Source organism: Kriegella aquimaris, assembly GCF_900103215.1.
Classification (GTDB): domain Bacteria; phylum Bacteroidota; class Bacteroidia; order Flavobacteriales; family Flavobacteriaceae; genus Kriegella; species Kriegella aquimaris.
In genome coordinates this window covers 119650-142152 of the sequence record NZ_FNGV01000007.1, presented here as the reverse complement: position 1 = coordinate 142152, position 22503 = coordinate 119650, and the positions used below count along the sequence as shown (strand labels likewise).

Here is a 22503-nt window from a genome sequence, read left to right as displayed (position 1 = left end):
TTCTTCCCTGCAAGTTATTTGTAATCATACGTTGATCGACCTCTTGTGATCAAGTTAGAAATACAGAAATGGCAAAACCCAAATGGGGTTTGGCGATTGTCAATTTTCATACTCACTTTTCCCACTACACAATTTCTATATTCACAATATTGCATCCTCAAAATTCACAAATAACCATATTTCAGGCTTAGATGCAACATGATTCTCATAGTTTGCTTCATTTCTTTTATTAACCTCAATGCCCTCCGCATATATTTGCTCTGATGTATTTTCTCTGTATTTATGAGTGTACTGAACACGTATACTAACTAAAACCCAATGATTATGATTAAACTCAGAATTGTCTGTATTGCATTGCTCACGCTATGGGGGCAAAATGCATTCTCACAAACCAAGACCATTACGGGTATGGTATCCGATGCGTCGGGAGCCCCATTACCTGGTGCCTCCATTTTAGTTTCAGGTACCACAAATGGGACAACGTCCGATTTCGATGGTAATTATTCCATTTCAGATATCAACTCTTCGGATCAATTGGTATTCTCCTATATAGGAATGACGACCCAGACCATATCAGTTGGTAATCAGAATACCATCAATGTGAATCTTCAAGAAGATGCCGAAGCACTAGAGGAAGTTGTCGTAGTTGGTTATGGTACGCAATCAAGGGCAGAGGTTACCGGGGCAATTTCCACCGTAGGTGCAGACGAGTTGTCAGCTCTTCCCGTAGCAACGGCCGATCAGGCGCTTCAAGGCAGGGCTGCCGGCGTTACCGTTCTCAACTCGGGTTCTCCAGGAACGGCGCCCGTTGTTCGAATCAGGGGGCTGGGAACTATGAACAATAACGACCCCTTATATGTTATTGACGGTGTAATTGCCAGTGGTTTGGGCGATTTAAACCCAAACGATATCGCATCAATCAACATTTTGAAAGACGCCTCTACAACTGCTATATACGGTTCACTAGGTTCTAATGGTGTTGTGATGGTAACTACAAAAAAAGGTAAAAGGTCAGGTAAAACCACAATCAATGTAGATGCCTATACAGGAATTCAATATGCAAATCAAAGATTTGATGTATTGAACTCCGAGCAATATTTACAGTTCGCCAACGATGCATTTGGTATCGTACCTACCTCACCCCTTTCCTCTTCCGGAAACAATACTGATTTTCAAGATGCCCTTTTCCGAACTGGCATTATGCAAAAGGTTGATCTGGGCATTGCGGGTGGTGGAGAAAATAGTGATTTTAGATTTTCGGCGGGATATATGGACCAAGAAGGCGCCATAATAGAAACCGGTTTTGAGAGATTTTCATTTCGGGCCAATAGTAATTTTACGGTGGGCAAGTTTAATTTTGGAGAGACGATGTCAGTATCGTTTAATAAACAAAACCCTGAAAGAAACCTTGGTGCGCGGTCTTTGTTGGAGCACGCCATTAAAATACCGCCTTATTTACCAATTTACAACTCCAATAATCTAGGGGGGTTTCAGGGGCCGAGCAGTGGTTTAGACGGACAAGATGCCGAAAACCCCATTCGTGTTCAAACATTGGGCGAACATATCAACAAATCGGCTGCAATTATAGGAAGCCTTTTTGGTGAGCTTGAAATAATTAAAGATTTGAAATTCAAAAGTCAAGTCGGTTTAGAGTACAGAAATTCAAACACCAACATATTCAGGCCCTCTTATAATGATGATAGCGAAGGAGCTACCCACAGCTCCACTTTTGCCGCTATTACCAAAAATTCAACTCTAAGAAAATCAATTACGATAACGAACAGTCTGAACTATACTACCACCTTTAACGACCTTCACAATTTAGAGGTCTTGGTACTTGCCGAGAAGCAAGAGACCGTGGACGAGATTTTGAATTCGAATAGCCAAAATCCGATTACAAACGAACTAAATCAGGTTTCAAATGAACAATCTTTTTTACAGTCGCAATCTTTTGAATATAATCGTATTGGCTATTTAGGTAGGGTCAACTATAACTTCGATCAAAAGTATATTTTTGCTGCTTCAATTAGACGCGATGCCTCTTCCCGTTTTGGCTCCAACAACAGATGGGGAACCTTTCCTTCGGTAGCAGTTGGATGGAACATCGCGCAGGAAAGTTTCTTGTCAAATTCTGCCTTTAACATTTTGAAGTTAAGAGGTAGTTGGGGGATAACCGGAAATGACAGAATTGGAAACTATCAATATAGTGCAACCTTATTATCTGATTTCTTTTATCCTTTAGGCGGTACGTTGGCGACCGGAACAACTCCAGGTGGTTTGGCCAATCCTGACCTGAAATGGGAGGAAACTACCATGAAGAATATTGGTCTGGATTTCGAACTTTTTAAAGGCAAATTTACAGGAGCTGTCGAATATTTTAGCAATACTAGCGACGACCTCTTGATGAGTCGACCTTTGCCGGGATCTTTAGGAATAAACTCCGGTTCTGTGACTGAAAATGTAGGTTCAGTCGATACCAAAGGTTTTGAATTGAATTTGGGTTATAACGATTTTGAGGGAGACTTTACTTGGTCGGCCAACCTAAATGTCGGTACTTCAAGTAACGAAGTAAAATCATTGGGCTCTAACGAGTCACTATCGGGTGGCTCTTTCGAATCGCAAGACATTTCCCGTATAGAGGTAGGTGAGCCACTATTCTTTTTCTTTGGTTATGTTACCGATGGTATTTATCAAACTCCTGCAGAAGTTGATGCTGTTCTGAACCAAACACCGAATGACGAGGGAGAGCTTGCCGTTAACCCTGGTGATATTCGTTTTATTGATCAAAATGGCGATGGTCAAATAAATGCAGATGATCGTGTTAAAATAGGTAATCCCTATCCCGATGTCACCTACGGACTTAATCTAGATGCAAAATATAAGCAATTGGATATCAATCTATTTATCTCAGGTGTTGCCGGGGTCGACGTATACAACACTAATATATACGATCTTGAAGGCATGCCACGTTTATTCAATTCTGGTACAAACGTATTAAATAGATGGACGGGGCCCGGAACCTCCAATTCGGTTCCAAAGGCCGGCGGTTCAGATCAAAATTTTAATTCCATATCCGATCGTTTTGTAGAAGATGGTTCCTATACCCGATTAAAAAATATCACCTTAGGTTATACCCTTGACAATACTTCACTTGATCAATATTTTTCAAAATGCAGAATTTACCTAAGTGGTCAGAACTTAATAACGTTATCAGACTATTCAGGTTTGGATCCTGAGATAGGAAACCCTTTAACAAATGACGGTGGAAATAGGCAATATGAATTAGGAATCGATAGAGGTAACTACCCTCAACCTAAATCAATTATACTTGGAGTCCAATTATCATTCTAAAAAAAAATCATGAAAAAAAATAAAATTATTTTAACGATTTTGGCCCTTATAGGTCTCAGCGTATCCTGTAATGAAGATTCTTTGGAACTCACGAACCCTAACGAACTCTTGCCAGATTCCTTTTTCCAGAATCCTATACAAGTACAGTCCGCGGTAAATGCTGTATACTCGAATTTACAAACTCAGGGCCTATACAGCCGCCATATGTTTTTTATGATGGACAATATGTCGCATGAAAATGGGGGAAATACACAGCTGGAAGCGGATAAAAGACAATATCTTGATTTTTCTTTCGACGCCAGTCACGGCGCAATCGGAGCTTATTGGGAAAGCTGTTATAGAGGCATCAACAAAGCTAATTTTGTAGTTGAAAATTCTGATAAAATCAATGCCATATTACCCTCGGTAATGAGCGATGATTTAAAGCAAAAGGCAATTGGCGAAGCGAAGTTCCTTAGGGCACTTTTTTACTTCTTTATTGTCACGAGGTTTGGAGACGCACCGTTGGTAACCGTTTTACCTCCAGAAGATGGTGTAGGTCCGGCAAAAAGTACGAGTGCCGAAATTTATTCCCTGATTGTGAAAGATCTACAGGAAGCAATTCCTGTATTGCTCGAGAAAGGTGATGAGGAAAATGGACGGGCAACCAAAGGGGCGGCACATGCTTTGTTAGGTAAAGTTTATTTGTTTTTGGAACAGTATGATGATGCACTTACACAATTCAACGCTTTGAGTGGTTATGAACTCGAAGACAATTATTTCAACAATTTTATGGAGGAAACGGAACACGGTGTTGAATCAATTTTTGAAATAGAATACGATGATGATTTTGGAACAAGTGCTCAATGGAATTCAGATAGAAGCGGACAGGGGCCGAATGAAGCAACTTTTAGAGGGCAAGAATACGGTTTTAATGACTGGTTCAATGTATTTCCTTCCGATGACTTATTAAATGAGTATGAACCCGACGATATTCGCTTCGAACAGTCTTTTTATGTTAATGGCGATACTTTTGGTCCAGGAGGATCCCTCGAAGTTGATCATTTCCCAAGTAACGGTGGCGGTAATGCCGGTTGGTCAAAATACTGTAATTATTATAAGGATGCCAATGAAGATCAAACGTCCGGTATAAATTTCAAATACCTTAGGTATGCCGATGTACTGCTGATGATGGCCGAATGCGAAAGTATGAGAGCTGGTGGAAGCCAAGATGTAGCAATTGGCTATATCAATCAAGTTCGCGATAGGGCAGGCCTCGACGATTTGCCAACAGGTATGTCTCAAGAACAAGTCTTTGATGCATTGGTTCATGAACGTAAAGTAGAACTCGCTGGAGAACAATCAAGGTTCAACGATATAATTCGTTGGGGTATTGCGGAAACCGAACTCTCAGGAACGAATTTTCAAGTAGGAAAACACGAGCTTTTACCGATACCACAGGGTGAAATAGATTCGAACATAAACATTAGTTCGGCTGATCAGAACCCCGGATACTAAAGAATTAAACAGTTTTTAGATTGAGTTAGTTGCAGTTGTAAAAAACAGTGTGTTTCTGGGCATGCTGTTTTTTTTCTTCAATTTCATTCAAAATCTGTAAATTATGAATTGAAAGTCTATCGCTTATTATGAAAATGAATCTAGCCCAAAGATTTTTTTTATGTTCGATTGTTTTAGTGAGCTCAATCAATTGTACCCCAAAAAAAGAGTTGGCGGAACAAAAAACGAAAATATTCTCCTCTTTGAATTCATCCCAAACCGGAATTGAATTTGCTAACAATTTGGTCGAAAATGACAGCCTGAACTATTTCACTTATTCCTATCTATACATGGGTGGCGGTGTTTCCACTGGAGATATAAACAATGACGGTCTCCTAGATATTTACTTCACAGGAAATCAAGTCTCCAACAAATTATATTTAAACAAGGGCAACCTGCAATTCGAAGATATTACTAAAAAAGCAGGGGTTTCCGGTGATAGTCGCTGGTATACTGGTGCCACTATGGCCGATATAAATGGTGATGGCTTTCTAGACATCTATTGTTCGGTCGGCGGAAAATTCGGCCCAAGAAACAACGAGCTCTATTTGAATAATGGAGATGGCACCTTCTCGGAAAAAGCAGCCCAATATGGCATAGATGATATCGGTAACAGTGTTCAAGGAACTTTCTTTGATTATGACAAAGATGGCGACTTGGATCTTTTTGTTGCCAACTATCCGCCCACCAAATTTGATTCCCCGACATTTGTTTACGCTTACAAGATGAAAAATGTCAAGAGTGATGAAACAGGTCATTTGTACGAGAACCACGGAGATCGTTTTATAGATGTTACAAATACCTCGGGCTTGCGAGCCTTTGGATTATCTCTAAGTGCAACCGTAGGAGACCTCAACAACGACTCGTGGCCAGACCTCTACGTTTCCAATGACTTTAATTCTCCTGATTTCATGTACCTCAATAACCAAGATGGTACGTTCAGTGAAGTTGTTAAAGAAGCCACATCACATACTGCATTCTATGGAATGGGTGCCGATATTGCCGATTTTAACGACGATGGAAATCTTGATATTTTCCAGGTAGATATGTCGGCACAAAGCAATAGAAGACAGAAAGCCAATATGGCGAGCATGAACATCGATCTTTTCTGGGATGTTGTCAATGCTGGATTTGGTTACCAGTACATGCACAATTGTATGCAGTTGAATTCAGGCGTATTTACTGATAATATCCCACATTTCTCCAATGTCTCTAGAATAACAGGAACCTCCTCCACCGATTGGAGCTGGGGACCCCTATTCGCAGACTTTGATAATGACGGTCTAAAAGATTTGTTTGTTTCCAATGGTACCAGAAGGGAAATCAATAATAACGACTACTTCAATAAACTCAAAAATTTAAAACTAAGTGCAGACACTTTATTACAATTGAGCCTTGAAATTCCATCTGAAAAAATTGACAATTTCATTTTTAAGAATAAGGGAAATTTAGAATTTGAACAAGCCAACGATACGTGGGGCATTGAATTCAAAGGCTTTTCCAACGGTGTTGCCTATGCCGATCTTGATAATGATGGGGATCTTGAAATCATTACAAATAACATTGACGACCCTGCATCGGTTTTTCAGAACAAAAGTTCTGAAAGCAACCATTACCTGACCATCAAATTCGAAGAAGAATCAATGAACAAATTCGGTCTCGGCAATCGGGTATACGTTACTGCAAATGGCCGAACGCAAATGCAAGAACTTACCCTAACCCGGGGGTTTCAATCTTCCGTGGCACCAGAACTTCATTTTGGACTGGCCAAATCTAAAAAAATAGATAGCCTAAAAGTAGTTTGGACAGATGGTAAGATCCAAGAACTAAAGAATATTAATGGAAATCAGACCCTTGTTTTAAAACATTCCGATGCTGTTGACAGCCAAATTCAAGCAAACATGAAATCTAAGTTATTTGCTCCAGGCATCACTGACATTTTTCCCGAACATAAACATCAAGAAAACAATTACGACGATTTTCAAAAACAGGTACTATTGCCCCATAAAATGTCTGCTTTTGGCCCGACATTGGTTGTCGGCGACATGAACAACGATGGTCTAGATGACTATTTTATTGGAGGTTCCGCCAACTTCGTAGGAAGTATTTTTTTTCAATCCACAAATGGATTCGAGAACCAAGCTGCCCCTTTTTTAGAGGACGACAAATCAAGTGAAGACATGGGAGCACTACTTTTCGATGCCGACGGCGATGGAGACAACGATCTTTATGTGGTAAGTGGTGGCTATGAATTCGCAAGAGATTCGAAGGCTCTTCAAGATAGACTCTACCTCAATGATGGCACCGGTAATTTTATAAAAGCAAATCCTACATCTTTGCCCAAAATTAGTACGAGTGGTTCAAATGTATACCATGCCGATTTTGATAAAGATGGCCGAGAAGACTTGTTGATTCTTGGTAGACAGGTTCCAGGCAACTATCCGTCACCTGCCACTAGTTATATACTCAGAAATGAAAGCAGCAGAGACAACGTAAAATTTAACTTTGCCACAGAAATGCAACCTCCAGAATTTGAAAATCTTGGTATGGCCACAAATGCTATTATTACCGATTTTAACAGTGATGGTCGGCCAGACATCATTATTGTAGGCGAATGGATGCCCATTCGCGTCTTCGAAAATACCGATACGGGTTTTGAAGAGGTATCTGAAGACATGGGACTGACCAAAGATACTACGGGCTGGTGGTGGAGCATCGAACAAGGCGATTTTGACCAAGACGGGGATATGGATTATGTAGTCGGAAATAATGGTTTAAATTACAAATACAAAGCCACAGAAAATGAAACCTTCGATATTTTCGCCCATGATTTTGACAATGACAGTAATGAAGATATTGTACTAAGTTATTACAATGAAGGGAAACAATATCCGGTGAGGGGTCGATCGTGCTCCTCGCAACAGATACCTTCCATTAAACAGAAGTTTGAGAATTATGAAAGTTTTGCCGATGCAACCTTGGAAGAGGTATACACTGAAAAGTCTCTGGAATCGGCATTACACTACCAAGTAAAATCATTTGCCAGCGTTTATTTGGAAAATAAAAATGGTCAATTCATCGTACACAAACTCCCTATCGAAGCACAGACTTCTAGCATAAATGGAATTTTGGTGGATGACTATGACAAAGATGGTCTGTTAGACCTTCTCATTGCAGGAAACTTATACGTTTCAGAAGTGGAGACTCCTCGAAATGACGCGAGTTACGGACTTTTTCTAAAGGGCAACGGTGAAGGGGACTTTCAAGCAATTCCCGCCTCAAAAAGTGGTTTTTTTGTGCCAGGTGACGTAAAGGACTTGGCTACCATTAACTATAATAGTAAAACGTATGTTATTGCCGCGAAGAACAATGATGCCATGCAATTTGTTGAATTGAATTAGACAATGTCACAATACCTCTATGGGTTCATTAATTTTTAGTGAGGAGAAGTTAATCTTTATAAGGATTTAAGGTCTCGATGGTTCCATCTGGGCGATGTGTTAGTTCAGCAACTTTTATCGACCTCAAATGGGTAACACCTTTAGACAGGCTTGAATCGTGATAGAATAAATACCATTTATCTTCCACTTGACAAACCGAATGATGTGAGGTCCAACCCACGACCGGATTCAAAATACGCCCGCCATACGTAAAGGGGCCATAAGGAGATTCTCCAATGGCATAGCAAATGTAATGCGTATCACCGGTAGAATAGGAAAAGTAGTATTTGCCCTGATATTTATGAACCCACGATGCTTCAAAGAACCGACGCTCATTATCTCCTGCCAATAATAAATCTCCATTTTCGTCTAATATTTGAACTTCTTGTGGCGTATCGGCAAATTCCAATAGGTTTTCAGTCAATTTGGCAACTAATGGCAATAATGCGGGCTCTTGGTCAGCTGGTAAATGCGCTGTAGGACTTTCGGGGTATTCCGCATTAAATTTTCCTGCTCGCCAACGCTGTAATTGTCCGCCCCATAGACCTCCAAAATACATATAATAGTTACCGTCTTCATCTTCAAAAACTGCCGGGTCGATTGAAAAACTTCCCTTGATTGCATCTGGTTGCGGGGCAAAAGGTCCGGTCGGGGAATCACTTACTGCGACTCCAATCCTAAATATTCCATCGTAGTCTTTAGCTGGAAAATATAAATAATACGTTCCATTTTTATGTGCCGCGTCTGGTGCCCACATTTGCTTTTCGGCCCAAATTACATCTTCCACATGTAATGCCACCCCGTTGTCGACCGCAGCACTATTAATATTGTCCATTGAGATTACGTGATAATCTTCCATAGCGAAATGGCTTCCCAAATCATCAAATGCTTCTCCCGCATCCACATCATGTGAGGGGTAAATATAAATTTTCCCGTTAAAAACATGTGCCGACGGATCTGCGGTATAAATATTTTTGACCAACGGTTGTGAAATGGCACGTTTGTTCAGATTATCAAAATCAATGTGTTCTACAGATTCTTCAGGCATGGTGTTATTTATATCAATTACTTCTTCTTTCTTTAAGTTCTGCTTCTATCTGAACCTCCATTTTTTTATTTATTTCATAAAAAAACAATAGACCGATACCTATTAAAAAGGGAATTGCAGGATAAATGCTCACTAACATTTTTGTTCCCTGAACGGCACTTTCGGGCTGCACAATGGTCGCTCCCAAAACAGCGCCTTCTTTGGTCACATAATGGTACAAACCTAAAATCCAAGCGACCAAGGCACTGCCTATGCTCAATCCTCCTTTCAGACCTACCATCATCGCCGAAAAAATAATGGCTGTAGCCCGACGATTATTTTTCCATTCTGAATAATCGGCGACATCGGCAATCATTGCCCAAAGCAAGGGGATCGTTAGCCCATAGAAAAAACCATGTAATATCTGTGAAATGAAGATTAACGCTATTGCTGTTTTCGAGAAAAAATAGAATAAGATTATAAACAAAGTCGAAAGAAACAGCGCTACGCTAAAAACATCCCTTTTACCATATTTATCTGCAAAGCGTTTTGAAAACGCAATACCGACAATCATAAAAATAATACCTCCGGCGTTGAACAGACCAAAGCCTGCCGATACGGGGTTTTCTCCAAAAAAATTCACCCCTATCCCAGACAATACTTCCAAAATAGGGCGAATAAAGTGGGTTAGCTTTTCTTCATTAACATAATTTTCGAAATAATACACATAAGAACCACCCTTCATCGCCAACGTAACGAAAACCAATGTGGTAACAATTAGAATAATAACCCAAGGTCGGTTTTTAAATAAATCCCCTAAATCTTCTTTAAGACTAGATGTTTGCTCCGGTTTCGGGATTATACGCTCCTTGGTCGTAAAAAAGGTAACCAATAATAGTATCGTGCCGATAAGCGCCAACCAAGTCATTACGATTTCAATACCCAGTGCCTTATCTCCATCTCCGACAGATTCAATGATGGGCAACATAAACACCTGTACAAAGAACTGGGCGAACATTACCGCTACAAAACGGTATGATGACAAACTGTTTCGGTCTGCCATATCGCCCGTAATAACGCCGCTTAATGCCGAATATGGTAGGTTATTGGCGGCATACAACAACAGTAAGAGCGTATAGGTAATAACGGCGTAAATTACCTTCCCTTTATATTCAAAATCGGGGGTACTAAAGGCCAAAAGGGATATTACTCCCAAAGGAATAGCGGTGTAAAGAATCCATGGTCTAAATTTTCCCCACTTCGATTTCGTTCTGTCGGCCAACGCGCCAATTATAGGATTAAATCCAAAAGCCGCAATTAGACCTACCGTAAGCATTATGGCAGAGGCATGATTTGCTTCAAGCCCATAAATATCCGTGTAGAAATATGCCAAGTAGGTCATTAAGGTCTGAAAGACCAAATTGGCGGCAAGGTCTCCCAAACTGTACCCGATTTTTTCCTTGACGGTTAATTTTTGCGAATTCGAATTCATATGTATTCTTCGATTAATGCATTATTACGGGTGCTCATTTTTTTAATCTTAAAATACGCTCATAAGCTTTTTTCGGCTCGAATGCCCTGTCAAAAGGTAGCGGGTAATTTGTTCTTCCTTTTATAGGCCAGTTATTTAGCCAAGAAACTTTATCGTTCACTCCCCAAAAAGTAACCCTGTCAATTTTTGCTTTATGTTTTAAAAAGAGCCTAAAGATATTTTCATAGCGCTCGGCCAATTGTATTTGTACCGAGTCAGGCAATTGATTAGGAAAAGGATTCATAATTTCGCTGCCTTCGAAATTCTGACTTATCTCTGCACCTTCCAGATCCCAAGGATTTGGAAGTACCGTGATATCCAACTCGGTAATCATAACTTTCAAGCCCAATTCAGCGTAGGCAATTATACTCTGCTCAATATCTTCTAGTGAAGGTCCACTTAAACTCCAATGTGCTTGCATACCCACCCCATCAATGCGGGCGCCTTTAGTTTGTAGCTTTTTTATGAGTTTGATGGCACCTGCTCTTTTTTCAGGTTTCCACATGTTATAATCGTTATAGTAGAGTTCAGCTTTCGGGTCTGCCTTCGCCGCAAGGCTAAAAGCGCGTTCGATATAGTCTTCGCCCATAACCTTAAGGAAAATAGATTCTCTTAAAGAACCGTCTTCATTAAGTGCCTCATTTAATACGTCCCATCCATAAATTCGCCCCTTATACCTGCCAGCCACGGCATTAATATGATTCTCTATATAGCTAGACATCACTGCACTATCTTTTACTTCATTCATCCAAGAACCGATCTGGCTATGCCAGAGTAAAGTATGACCAATGATGTGCATATTTTTCTTTTCTCCGAAGGCTACATACTTATCCGACAAATCAAAATGATAAACATCCGGTGCAGGATGCAACTCTCCCCATTTCATGACATTTTCCGGACTAATGGAATTGAACTCGCGGGCCACCAAACCCACTGCTAATGTATCAGTCTCTTCAATTACCCGATTGTTGATTGCCACGCCAATCAGGAAGTCTTCTGAAAAAGCCTCTTTAAGACTTAGTGTTTCCGATTTCTTAGGTGTTTCTATGTCTTTCTTTTTTTCTCCACATCCGTTTAAAAACAAAATGCCAAGTAGCAATACTGTGCTCGCAGTCTTTCTATTCATAATGATTTGTTGCATTAGGAGGTTCCGTACGTGAAAATTGGTTGTCGCACGGAAATGCCTATCAATTTAGGTTCAAGTTATAAAATTCGCTTAATTCAAATGCAATGGGTACGACATATGAAGCGGACTTTAAAACATTTGTGGCATATTTCATTCTAAATACCATTAACAATTTTTTCAGCAGATATTGTTGAAAGTTTTAGCTTAAATTTTGGTATGTAGTACTTTACTTTTGAATTAGGCTATGGTTACTATTGATTAAAAGTCTCATTGGAAAAATATACCGTATTACTTTAACTCTGTAGGCAATACTCCAAAGTGGGCCTTAAAGCATTTTGTAAAATAGGAAGGTGATGAAAAACCTACTTTAAAACACACCTCACTAATAGACTCGTTTCCCCCTTCTATCATTTGCTTGGCCTTTTCCAATCGTATTCTGCGTAAAAACTCATTAGCCGAATATCCGGTAAGGGCTTTAATTTTACGATATAATTGACTCCGACTCAAGTGCAATTCATCGGCCAAATGTTCGACATTGAGGTTTTCATCGGCCATGTTCTCGGAGATATAGTCCAACACTTTGTGAATAAACCTTTTATCCAAGTTAGTCGTATTTCCGGGTATTTTGACATTATTTGAATCTTTAAGGTACTTATTAAAAAGAACTTGGCGGCTGGTGATAATTTGTTTGAGTTGTGCCTTTAACACCTTCATTTCAAAAGGTTTACTAAGATAAACGTCGGCCCCTGAATCTATGCCTTTTACCCAGTCATCGGTCATTGCTTTCGCAGTCAACATCAACAAGGGAATATGACTAGTCTTAAGGTCTTCTCGAATACGTGTACAAAATTCAAAACCATCCATCTCGGGCATGACGACGTCTGTCAAAATCATATCGGGAATTCTTTTCGTGGCTGCTTCCAGTCCCTGTGCTCCGTTAACGGCTTCAATAATCATATAATCATGGCTCAACTCGTTCTTAAGGTAATCTCGTAATTCTGTATTATCTTCAACGATAAGTAAGGTCTTTTGGCCGTTGGCACCCAATATTTGATGAATAATTTCTTCTTCAAAATCAGGCACATCGACTTTATCACTCTCTTGTTCCGGTGCCAAAAACAGCTCATTTTCCTTAAAGTGGGCATTACCCAGGGGTAGAAAAACCCTGAATTTTGTTCCTAAGGCTTCTTCGCTTTCTACAACCACCTTCCCTTTTAAAAGATCCACAAAATTCTTAACTACTTCGAGACCAATTCCAGTACCTCCATAGTATTGACTGTTCATTTTTTCCACCTGATAAAATCGCTCAAAAACCTTTTCTATTTCGTCCTTCTTTATACCGCTACCGGTGTCTTCCACATAAATTTCCAAAGCATGTATAGGTTGTTCCGTATATATTAATGGAAAAGTAACCTTTTGGTTGCATCTTACCACCCCCACGGTAATCTCCCCATGGTCAGGAGTAATTTTAAAAGCGTTTGACAGTATATTGAAAATTATTTTTTCCAACATCGAAGGGTCACTCCACAGCGTTATGGACAAATCATCGGATTCTACTTGGAATACAATATTTTTAAGTACGGCCTCTTCTTCAAAGTGATCGGTTATTTCCTTAACAAAGGATATCGCCTCTATTTCAGATATTTTAACAGATAACTTGTTGATTTCTAATTTTCTAAAATCCATCAATTCATCTATCAATCGCTTTAGTCTGCTCGTATTTTTATGGATAATTCGAAGTTTTTCTTTAATAGTTTTTGTCAAAACAAGCCCCGAATCGTGCATAATATCTTCCAAGGGGTTCAAGATAAGCGTCAACGGAGTTCTAAACTCATGCGATATATTGGTAAAAAACTGAATTTTTCGGTCATTTAAGGTTTCCTCTTGAATTCTTCTATCCCTTTCAAACTGTACTATTCGTTTTTCCCTTATTCTTTGTTTGATGAGATTAGTCAAAAAAAAGGAAATCAAGACTATACCGAGCACGTAAAAAATTAAAGCTAAATTGGTACCCCACCATGGTCGAAGTATCGTTAATTGTAAAGTTTTCGGGGTTTCGTTCCAAATACCATCGTTGTTGGCGGCTTTCACCTTGAATGTATAATCTCCCGAAGGTAGGTTAGTATAGGTGGCACTGCGCGTGTCGCCAACATAATTCCATTTATCTTCAAAACCTTCCAAATAAAACGCATATTGATTTTTCTTGGGCCGGGTCAGGTTGATTCCCGCATACTCAATGGTAAATACGGATTGATGATGTTTCAAACTAAGACTTTCGGTCTGACCAATGACTTTTTTCAAGGGAGATTGTTCTTGGTTCGGAACTACGGATTTATTAAAAAGCTTAAAATCGGTAAAATAAACCTGAGGTTCATTCGTATTGAACTTAATGTTCTTCGGATCTATATAATTAATGCCCCCATAATTACCGAAATATAATACGCCATTTACATCCTTATAGGAAGCATTGAAATTAAAATCGTTTGAAAGTAAGCCATCGTTGGTATCAAAATTTTTGAAGGTCTGGCTTGTCATATCGAAATGTGAAAGACCGTTGTTGCCTCCCATCCAAAGATCTCCGTTGTTATCTTCCATAATTGATGCAATGGTTTCTTGACCCAGACCATCTTTTTGACCATACCAAACAAAGTTTTCATTACTGGGATCATATTTACATAGACCGGCACCATCCGTACCTATCCATATCACTCCTTTACTATCCTCGAATAAAGAAACAATCACATCGACAACGAGTTTATTTCCTAAATCTTGATGCATGTTTTCCTTTAGGGATATTACCTTTTGGGGGCCGGTCAGGTCATTAGACATTTTGTAAAGTCCAGCTGTTGTTCCCATCCAAATAGTATCATTTTTATCGACCAATACTTTTCGCATTGCGCCATGTCCGGGATTAGGATTTTCGAATATATCGTTATTATGATGACTGAAAATCTTACTGATTGGGTTATAAGAATGCAACCCTTCAACATAAGATCCGATCCAAATGGTTCCTTTTGAGTCTTCTGCAAAGCTCATAATGCGGTTTGATCTTAATCCGCAATTCGTATTCGATGCCGTATAATTAAGAAATGAGGAAGTGTTAGCGGGCAGAAGAAAAATTCCTGAATTCCATGTTCCCACCCAAAGATTATCTTTACTATCCATAAAAAGTGCCACCACATCACCGGCGTCCAAACCTGAAAACAACTTATTACTGGGGTCTTTGAGGTGAACGATATTTCTTTTGACCGGATCATAAATATCAATGCCCCCACCATCCATACCAATCCATATCTGGCCATTACTATTGCTAACTATACCGGTCACCGACGGTAATTGTAGAGAATTGTTCGTATTGGCGAGGCTCTCTATATCTTTAAATTTATCGGAAAGAAGGTCGTATACCCCTACCCCGTTATTGTAATAACCAATCCAAATTCGACTTTGTGTATCTACAAAAATTGACCAAATAGAATTCGATTTTATGCTGTTGGCGTCAAATTTATTATACCGATAATTTTTACGAATGGTCCCATTTTTTTTTAATACGAAAAGTCCGTCATTTTCGGTGCCACATAAAATATTGCCATCGGAAGCCTGTGCAAGGGCTAAAACACGTTGGTCGGTTATTCTGTAATTATGAACCTCGTAAGAATTAAACGGGGTTACCTCTACTTTTATCAAACCGTTAGAAAAAGTTCCTATCCATATCGAACCTTCATCATCTTGTAACATCGATTCGATATTATAGGAAAAATCAGTATCTGACGACTCATAAATAGATAAAACGGGATGAACCCTAGAACCGTCATATTCAAAAAGACCCTGATTGGCCCCCATTAATAGTTTACCGGTACTACTTTTTATCAAGCTATTGATCTGAAGAGCAGAAATTGGCGTATTCGTAAGTATAGGAACGCTATAGCCTTTTAACGTTTCTTGATCCACTTCGAACAAACCATTGTAATGAGATCCAATAACCAGTGAACCGTCAGAGTTTTCCTGAATTGCCCTGACAGGAACATTCTCTAGTACCACCGAATCTCTATAAAGGACTACCTGTTTAAATTCATCATAATCTCGATCATATAAATTCAATCCAGCCTCGGTACCAATCCACAATCTATTTGATTTATCCACATAAGTGACATAAATCAATGAACTGCTCAACGATTTCTCTTCATTGAAGTCTTGTTTGTAAGACACGAAATCGATACCATTATACTTTTTTAACCCTACGCCATTGGTGCCCATCCAAATCAATCCAAGGCTATCTTGTACAATACTTGAGACCGCCCGCTGGGTGTTATTCTGTTCTATATTTACGAAGGTATATTCTTCGGAGCGATCTTGGGCATTCATGTGACTGCAGATCAGCAATACAATTGCAACACAAATTTTAATTATAAGGGCAACTTTCATAATGATATTAAAAAATGAATAGCACTTTACAAAGATCAGTAGTTTATATAACGTAGAAATCGACCCAAATATGTTTTAAAACAAGGCGCTCACTATGCACGATTATACGAGCGCCATTTAAACGAGATCGAATCTGAAGTATCAATATAATTAGAAAAAATAGTATACCTGTTCAAATGCATCATAATTACTAGCATGGGCAACATGAATGCTACTTCCTTAGTGCTTAATCATACATCTTTGAATACGGTATTTACTTTTCAATACCAAAAAAAGATTACCGAAAAGCCTAATTCTTCTATACAGATTAAAGAAGTGGTGCTTTGTCGTTATTTTGTTCATTTGATAATAATTTATATCTAGAGATTCTTAACCTTCATTTTAGCTTAATTTATTTGGTTACTAATTATTTACCTTTAAGCAACCATACTATTATAAAATACTATGATTATATGAGCCGTACGAAAGCGATTTTCCTGTTTTTTATGCTACAAATCACCTTAGTTTTCGCTCAATCGCCCCCCGGATATGATTTATGGTTGGGGTATTCAGAAATCGAGGAGCCGGCACTTTTAAAAGAATATCAGAATACTTTCAAATCCATTTATTTTCAGAACGGCAATGAGATGCTACATGCTGCCGAAAGAGAACTTACTACCGGAATAAAAAAAATGTTGCGAAAATTACCCGATTTTGAAAAACTAAGAAATTCGGAAAACACCGTGGTCATAGCCAAAAAAAGCAACCTTGAATCCTCGCTTTTAAAAAGGCTAGCCTTCGATTTTGACCAACTAGGCGCGGACGGTTTTGTAATAAAGACCGTTCTTTTTGAAAGAAAACAAGTTCTGATTGTTACAGCCAATGAAGATATCGGTATTCTATACGGTGTTTTTGGATTGCTCAATCTCATGCAACAACGTGAAAGCTTAAAACACATTATGCTTTCTGATGCTCCCAAAGTAAATATACGTATGCTTAACCATTGGGATAACCTTGACCGCACAGTAGAGCGTGGCTATGCAGGTTTCTCTTTATGGAACTGGCAAAAATTACCGGAATACATCGATCAACGCTATATCGATTATGCACGGGCAAACGCCTCAATAGGTATCAATGCGGTCTCCCTCACCAATGTAAATGCGAACGCTTTAATATTGACTCCTGCTTATTTAGAAAAGGTACAGGCCTTGGCCAAGGTTTTTAGACCTTATGGCATAAAAATATACCTTACCGCACGGTTTTCAGCCCCAATAGAAATAGGGGGCTTGGAAACAGCTGACCCTCTTGACCTTAATGTTCAAAACTGGTGGCATGGCAAGGTCAAAGAAATTTATGATTACATTCCCGATTTTGGCGGTTTTCTAGTAAAGGCAAATTCTGAAGGGCAGCCTGGACCTCAAAATTATGGCAGGAGCCATGTGGACGGTGCCAATATGATGGCCATGGCACTAGAGCCCTTTGGTGGTAATGTTATTTGGCGCGCTTTTGTATATTCGGAACATGACACCTCCGATAGGGCGAAACAGGCCTACACTCAATTTGTGCCTTTTGATGGAAAATTCAGGGATAATGTTTTAGTTCAAACCAAGAACGGAGCTATCGATTTTCAGCCACGAGAACCTTTTCATCCTATGTTCGGGGCTATGCCCAAAACCCCTCTGATGATGGAATTTCAAATTACTCAAGAATATTTAGGTTTTAGTACACATTTGGTCTTTTTACCCAAACTGTTCGAAGAAGTATTACATTCGGATACCTATAGTAAAGGGAAAGGCTCTACGGTAGCCAAGGTAATTGCCGGTTCCTTGAACCAAAAGAAACTTACCGGAATGGCCGGTGTCGCCAATATTGGGACCGATCTAAATTGGACAGGTCACCCCTTTGCCCAAGCGAACTGGTATGGATTTGGCAGAATGGCATGGGATCCGTATCTAGATTCGGAAACCATTGCAAATGAATGGATCAAAGCCACATATTCACAAAACCCCAATTTTATTACGGCTATAAAATCAATGATGTTGACGTCTAGGGAGGCCGTAGTCAATTATATGAATCCGCTGGGGCTGCACCATATTTTTGATACCGGCCACCATTACGGCCCTGGGCCATGGGTAAGTGAGCTTAGCAGACCCGAATGGAACCCCGTATATTATCATAAAGCAGACGAGAAGGGTATCGGATTTAACCGTACGCCGAGCGGAAGCGATGCCACAGCACAATATGCACCGGAGTTGGCGAAAATATTCAACGACCCAAAAACATGTCCCGAAGAATATCTGCTGTGGTTTCATCATCTTCCTTGGGATTATAAATTAAAAAATGGCCATACCCTATGGGATGGACTTGCATTAAAATACCAACAAGGTGTCGATCAAGTGAAGACAATGATTGTAACTTGGGATGATTCAAAACAATATATAACACCCGAGCAACATAACGAAGTACGAATGCTTTTACAAATTCAATTAAGGGAAGCGAAATGGTGGCGTGATGCCTGTCTGCTATATTTCCAAACCTTTTCGAAACAAGCGCTTCCGGAAGGTGTAAATAAACCTACAAAAACCTTAGCATATTATAAGTCTTTAAAATTTCCCTTTGCCCCCGGTATAAGACCTCAATGGCATTGAAAAAACCTTAGCAATAAAACAAATTGAATAAAAGTTCAGGGCTAAACTTACCTATATGCTTATTTATAGCTGTAAGCCATTTGTGCTAGCTGACCAATAACTTTAACGGAGTCTTTCATTGATAATTTAGAGCCACCAGGATCAATTCATCGATTCAAAGGTTGCTCGCAAATCATTTTTTTGGTTTGTTCCTTTCCATAGAACTTGCGCATCCTCTTAAATTAAAAGAGGTTCATCTACTTTTTATTCCGCAGATCAATTTCCTGTTGAAAACAAGGATTACAATTGAGTACGTTTTAAATTCAAGAAGATTTTGGTTTTAATCCATCACTGAAAAGGAAACAGTTCAGATTCTTTATGTGCTTCGGAAAATATACTGCTCATTTCAGAAACAATTTCCGGATGTTCATCTGCAATATTATTATTCTCCGAAGGATCCTTAGCTAAATTATAGAGCTCGATTTCACCACCCGGCTCACTGAACTTATTATAGAGTACTCCTTTCCAATCTCCCTTGCGCGCTGCTTGGCGTTTGTATTTCGAATGGAATTCCCAATACAGATAATCATGCATCTTTTGATCGTTCTGACTTAAGAGTGTCGGTAAAAAAGAAATACCATCGCAGTTTTCGGGAGTTTGAACTCCGGCAATTTCTGCTACTGTAGGCATTACATCCCAAAAAGCGGAAATATGGTTTGAAGTCTCGCCCCCTTTTATTTTATTGGGCCAAACGGCAATAAATGGCGAACGGATCCCACCTTCGTAAAGGTCTCTTTTTATACCTCTGAGTCCTCCCCCGCTATTGAAAAAATCAGGGTCTGCACCTCCTTCGGCATGGGGTCCGTTGTCACTTGCGAACATAACGATGGTATTATCGGCTATGCCAAGTTCTTCCAGCTTGTTCATCACCTGCCCTACATAAACATCCAATCGATGTATCATGGATGCAAATGCCGCATGTGGCGTTTTTTGCGAACAATATTCTTTCTGAACGATATCAGCCCCATAATCGGAGGTATACGAATTTTCAATGGTATAGGGTGTTTCTTCGAACTTTCCTTCGTATTTCCGTAATATGGAATCGTTCGGTGAAATCAATTCCGCATGCGGTAGCGTATAAGGCAAATACGCAAAAAATGCTTTTCCTTTATTATCTTCCAAAAATTTCAAAGCTTGGTCTTGAATCTTGTCTGGGGCGTAAGTGACCATATGGGTCCAATCGTTGCCTTCCAAAAAGTCCTTCTCTTGGTTGTTTCTTAAGTACGGAGGATAGTACCGATGTGCCAGACGCTGACAATTATAGCCATAAAATGTATCAAAACCCTGCATATTGGCATCACCCTCAGAACCTGGATATCCCAAGCCCCATTTTCCAAAGGCTCCTGTAACATAGCCTGCCGATTTAAGCACTTCTGCGATGGTAATCGCATTGCCGTCCATGGGCACTTGTCCCTCTCCGTTATTTTCCGCCTCTTTATTACCACGTATAGGGGTGTGTCCTGTATGTTCGCCGGTCATCAATGAGGAGCGTGATGGTGCGCAAACTGACGACCCACTATAATGTTGGGTGAACTTCATCCCTCTTAACGCCAGTCTGTCTATGTTAGGGGTTTCAATTTTTTCCTGTCCATAGCAAGCGAGATCTCCATATCCCAGGTCATCCGCCAAGATATAAATGATATTGGGTTTCTGCTGAGTCACAACCGCGTTGTTTTCTTGCGAATTTCCCTTGGCACCTTCTTTACAAGAACAGCAAATAAGTATCAAGGTTGAAAAAAAGAAAAAAAGAAATTTAGAACCGAACAATTTCATAGAAAAGTTATTTATTTTTTTGATTGGGCATCAACTTAACCGTTTCCAATTTCTCTTTGGATGTGCCAATTACTTCAGACTTTTTTTATAACCTTCGGTCATAGCCTTAAAACCAATTTCGACACCATCCAACATGCGTTGGTACTCTTCTGGTCTTTCTTTTTTCACCCACTCCATAACATCTACAGAAATCGCATGAACCGGATGGTAAACGCTACTAACCGGTTTCATTTCTTCATCGTATGCTAGCGTTCTTTTCCTTAATTGGTTGAGTATCTCACTGTATGCCGGATTAGAGGCCAAATTATGCAGTTCTTGGGGATCCTTTTCCAGATCGTACAATTCTTCTTTTGGCTTTGTAGGCTCAAAAAATGGTTTTTGATTTTCATCTAATTTTCCTTCTGCATATAACCTTCGCATTATATGTACGGCAGGCCTGTAGAATTCTAAATAAGCTTGGTGGGCATCATAAGGTACTTCGGGCTTATCATTGCGAATATAGGCCCACTTACCGGAAGTAACAGCTCTTGACTTTTCTTCAATTTCGTCCCACAGATCGCGGGCACCATACACATAATCTCGCTTAAAATCATTTTTAAAGATTGGTTTTCCGGTCATATAATCGGGAATATCGACTCCCGCAAAATCTAAAATACTAGCTGTAATATCAGTGGCACTCACCACGTCTTTACGTACTTGAGCTCCTTTTAACTCCTTTGGGTAATATACAATAAGCGGAATACGGAGTCCGGGATCTTGCAAATAGCCTTTTCCGCGAACATTGCATCGACCATTATCACCAATAAAAATAACCACGGTATTGTCGGCCATTCCTTTCTCTTCCAATTCTTTGAAAATCATGCCCACCTCATTGTCTAAATACTCGATCTGATCCAAATACTTGGCCCAGTCAAGTCGAATCACCGGATCATCGGCCATGTAAGCTGGCAACACCACCTCATCAGGATTGACAGGGTGTTTCGATTCTTCGCGAACCGTGTCCCACCAATCTCCCCTATGACTCGCCACTAGCTGTATCTGCGCGAAAAAAGGTTGGTCTTTCTTTTCAAAAGTATCATACTTGTCGAATAATCCGAATTTTGTTTTGCCATCCCAAGGACCAATATTCTCAGCTTTAAAATTCATATCGGTCTTACGACCTTTTCCCATCACCCCATGGTGCCCTAGAATAGTTGTATACCCAGCTTCGCGCAGCCAATAAGTAAACGGCTTAAAGTTTTCATTAAGTGGCACATCGCGATTACTTCTATGATGATGTGCATTAATTTTCACCTGATGTGCGCCCACCATCATTGCCGATCTGCTAGGCGAACAAATGGGGTTGGTCACAAAACAATTATCGAATCGAATGCCTTCATCAGCCATTTTGTTCAGGTTAGGGGTCTTTACGGCCGCCATACCATAACACTCCAAATCAGTACTCATATCTTCGGCCATTAACCAGATGATATTCGGTTTTTCTTGTGCGACCCCGATGAGCGCGCTCATAAAAAAGACAGTAATCAATGCGTATTTTTTCATTTTCATTTTTAGTTAGGTCGTATCAATATTAAATAAAGGAAGTTTTCAAGCGGATAAAAATAGTCGTTATTATTGAGTGTAAAAGTCTA

10 protein-coding genes are annotated in these 22503 nt (G+C 39.7%); 4 read left to right on the top strand and 6 right to left on the bottom strand.

From position 1 onward, the window contains the following. Positions 1-324 precede the first annotated feature (324 nt). The 3 genes from BLS33_RS14675 to BLS33_RS14665 all read left to right on the top strand — a co-directional run bounded on the left by BLS33_RS14675 (position 325) and on the right by BLS33_RS14665 (position 8288). Positions 325-3351: a SusC/RagA family TonB-linked outer membrane protein gene (locus BLS33_RS14675; RefSeq protein WP_245731472.1), complete on the top strand. Its 3027-nt coding sequence runs from the start codon at positions 325-327 to the stop codon at positions 3349-3351. Positions 3352-3360: 9 nt separating this feature from the next. Next, positions 3361-4848 carry a RagB/SusD family nutrient uptake outer membrane protein gene (locus tag BLS33_RS14670; RefSeq protein WP_089890816.1) on the top strand — a complete coding sequence of 496 codons (1488 nt, stop codon included), beginning with the start codon at positions 3361-3363 and terminating at the stop codon, positions 4846-4848. A 242-nt stretch (positions 4849-5090) separates the two neighbouring features. Continuing rightward, positions 5091-8288 (top strand): VCBS repeat-containing protein, encoded by a 3198-nt coding sequence (locus BLS33_RS14665; protein ID WP_317039867.1) that lies wholly within the window; start codon positions 5091-5093, stop codon positions 8286-8288. A 49-nt stretch (positions 8289-8337) separates the two neighbouring features. Here BLS33_RS14665 and BLS33_RS14660 read toward each other — a convergent pair whose 3' ends face one another. The 4 genes from BLS33_RS14660 to BLS33_RS14645 all read right to left on the bottom strand — a co-directional run bounded on the left by BLS33_RS14660 (position 8338) and on the right by BLS33_RS14645 (position 16373). Next, positions 8338-9375 carry a glycoside hydrolase family 43 protein gene (locus BLS33_RS14660; RefSeq protein ID WP_089890811.1) on the bottom strand — a complete coding sequence of 346 codons (1038 nt, stop codon included), beginning with the start codon at positions 9373-9375 and terminating at the stop codon, positions 8338-8340. Between the two features lie 13 nt (positions 9376-9388). Further along, a complete protein-coding gene (locus tag BLS33_RS14655; RefSeq protein WP_089890807.1) occupies positions 9389-10846 on the bottom strand; it encodes an MFS transporter in 1458 nt (485 codons plus the stop codon). Between the two features lie 34 nt (positions 10847-10880). Continuing rightward, a complete protein-coding gene (locus BLS33_RS14650; protein WP_089891176.1) occupies positions 10881-12011 on the bottom strand; it encodes an endo-1,4-beta-xylanase in 1131 nt (376 codons plus the stop codon). 288 nt (positions 12012-12299) lie between these two features. Beyond that, positions 12300-16373, bottom strand: coding sequence for a hybrid sensor histidine kinase/response regulator transcription factor (locus BLS33_RS14645; protein ID WP_089890804.1), 4074 nt, complete (start codon positions 16371-16373; stop codon positions 12300-12302). Between the two features lie 512 nt (positions 16374-16885). Here BLS33_RS14645 and BLS33_RS14640 point away from each other — a divergent pair. Then, a complete protein-coding gene (locus BLS33_RS14640; protein WP_089890800.1) occupies positions 16886-19060 on the top strand; it encodes an alpha-glucuronidase family glycosyl hydrolase in 2175 nt (724 codons plus the stop codon). A 327-nt stretch (positions 19061-19387) separates the two neighbouring features. Here BLS33_RS14640 and BLS33_RS14635 read toward each other — a convergent pair whose 3' ends face one another. Both BLS33_RS14635 and BLS33_RS14630 read right to left on the bottom strand, forming a co-directional pair. Then, complete coding sequence (locus BLS33_RS14635; RefSeq protein WP_089890797.1) at positions 19388-20872, bottom strand: arylsulfatase; 1485 nt, start codon at positions 20870-20872, stop codon at positions 19388-19390. A gap of 69 nt (positions 20873-20941) precedes the next feature. Next, positions 20942-22414, bottom strand: coding sequence for a sulfatase family protein (locus BLS33_RS14630; RefSeq protein ID WP_089891173.1), 1473 nt, complete (start codon positions 22412-22414; stop codon positions 20942-20944). Positions 22415-22503: the final 89 nt, after the last annotated feature.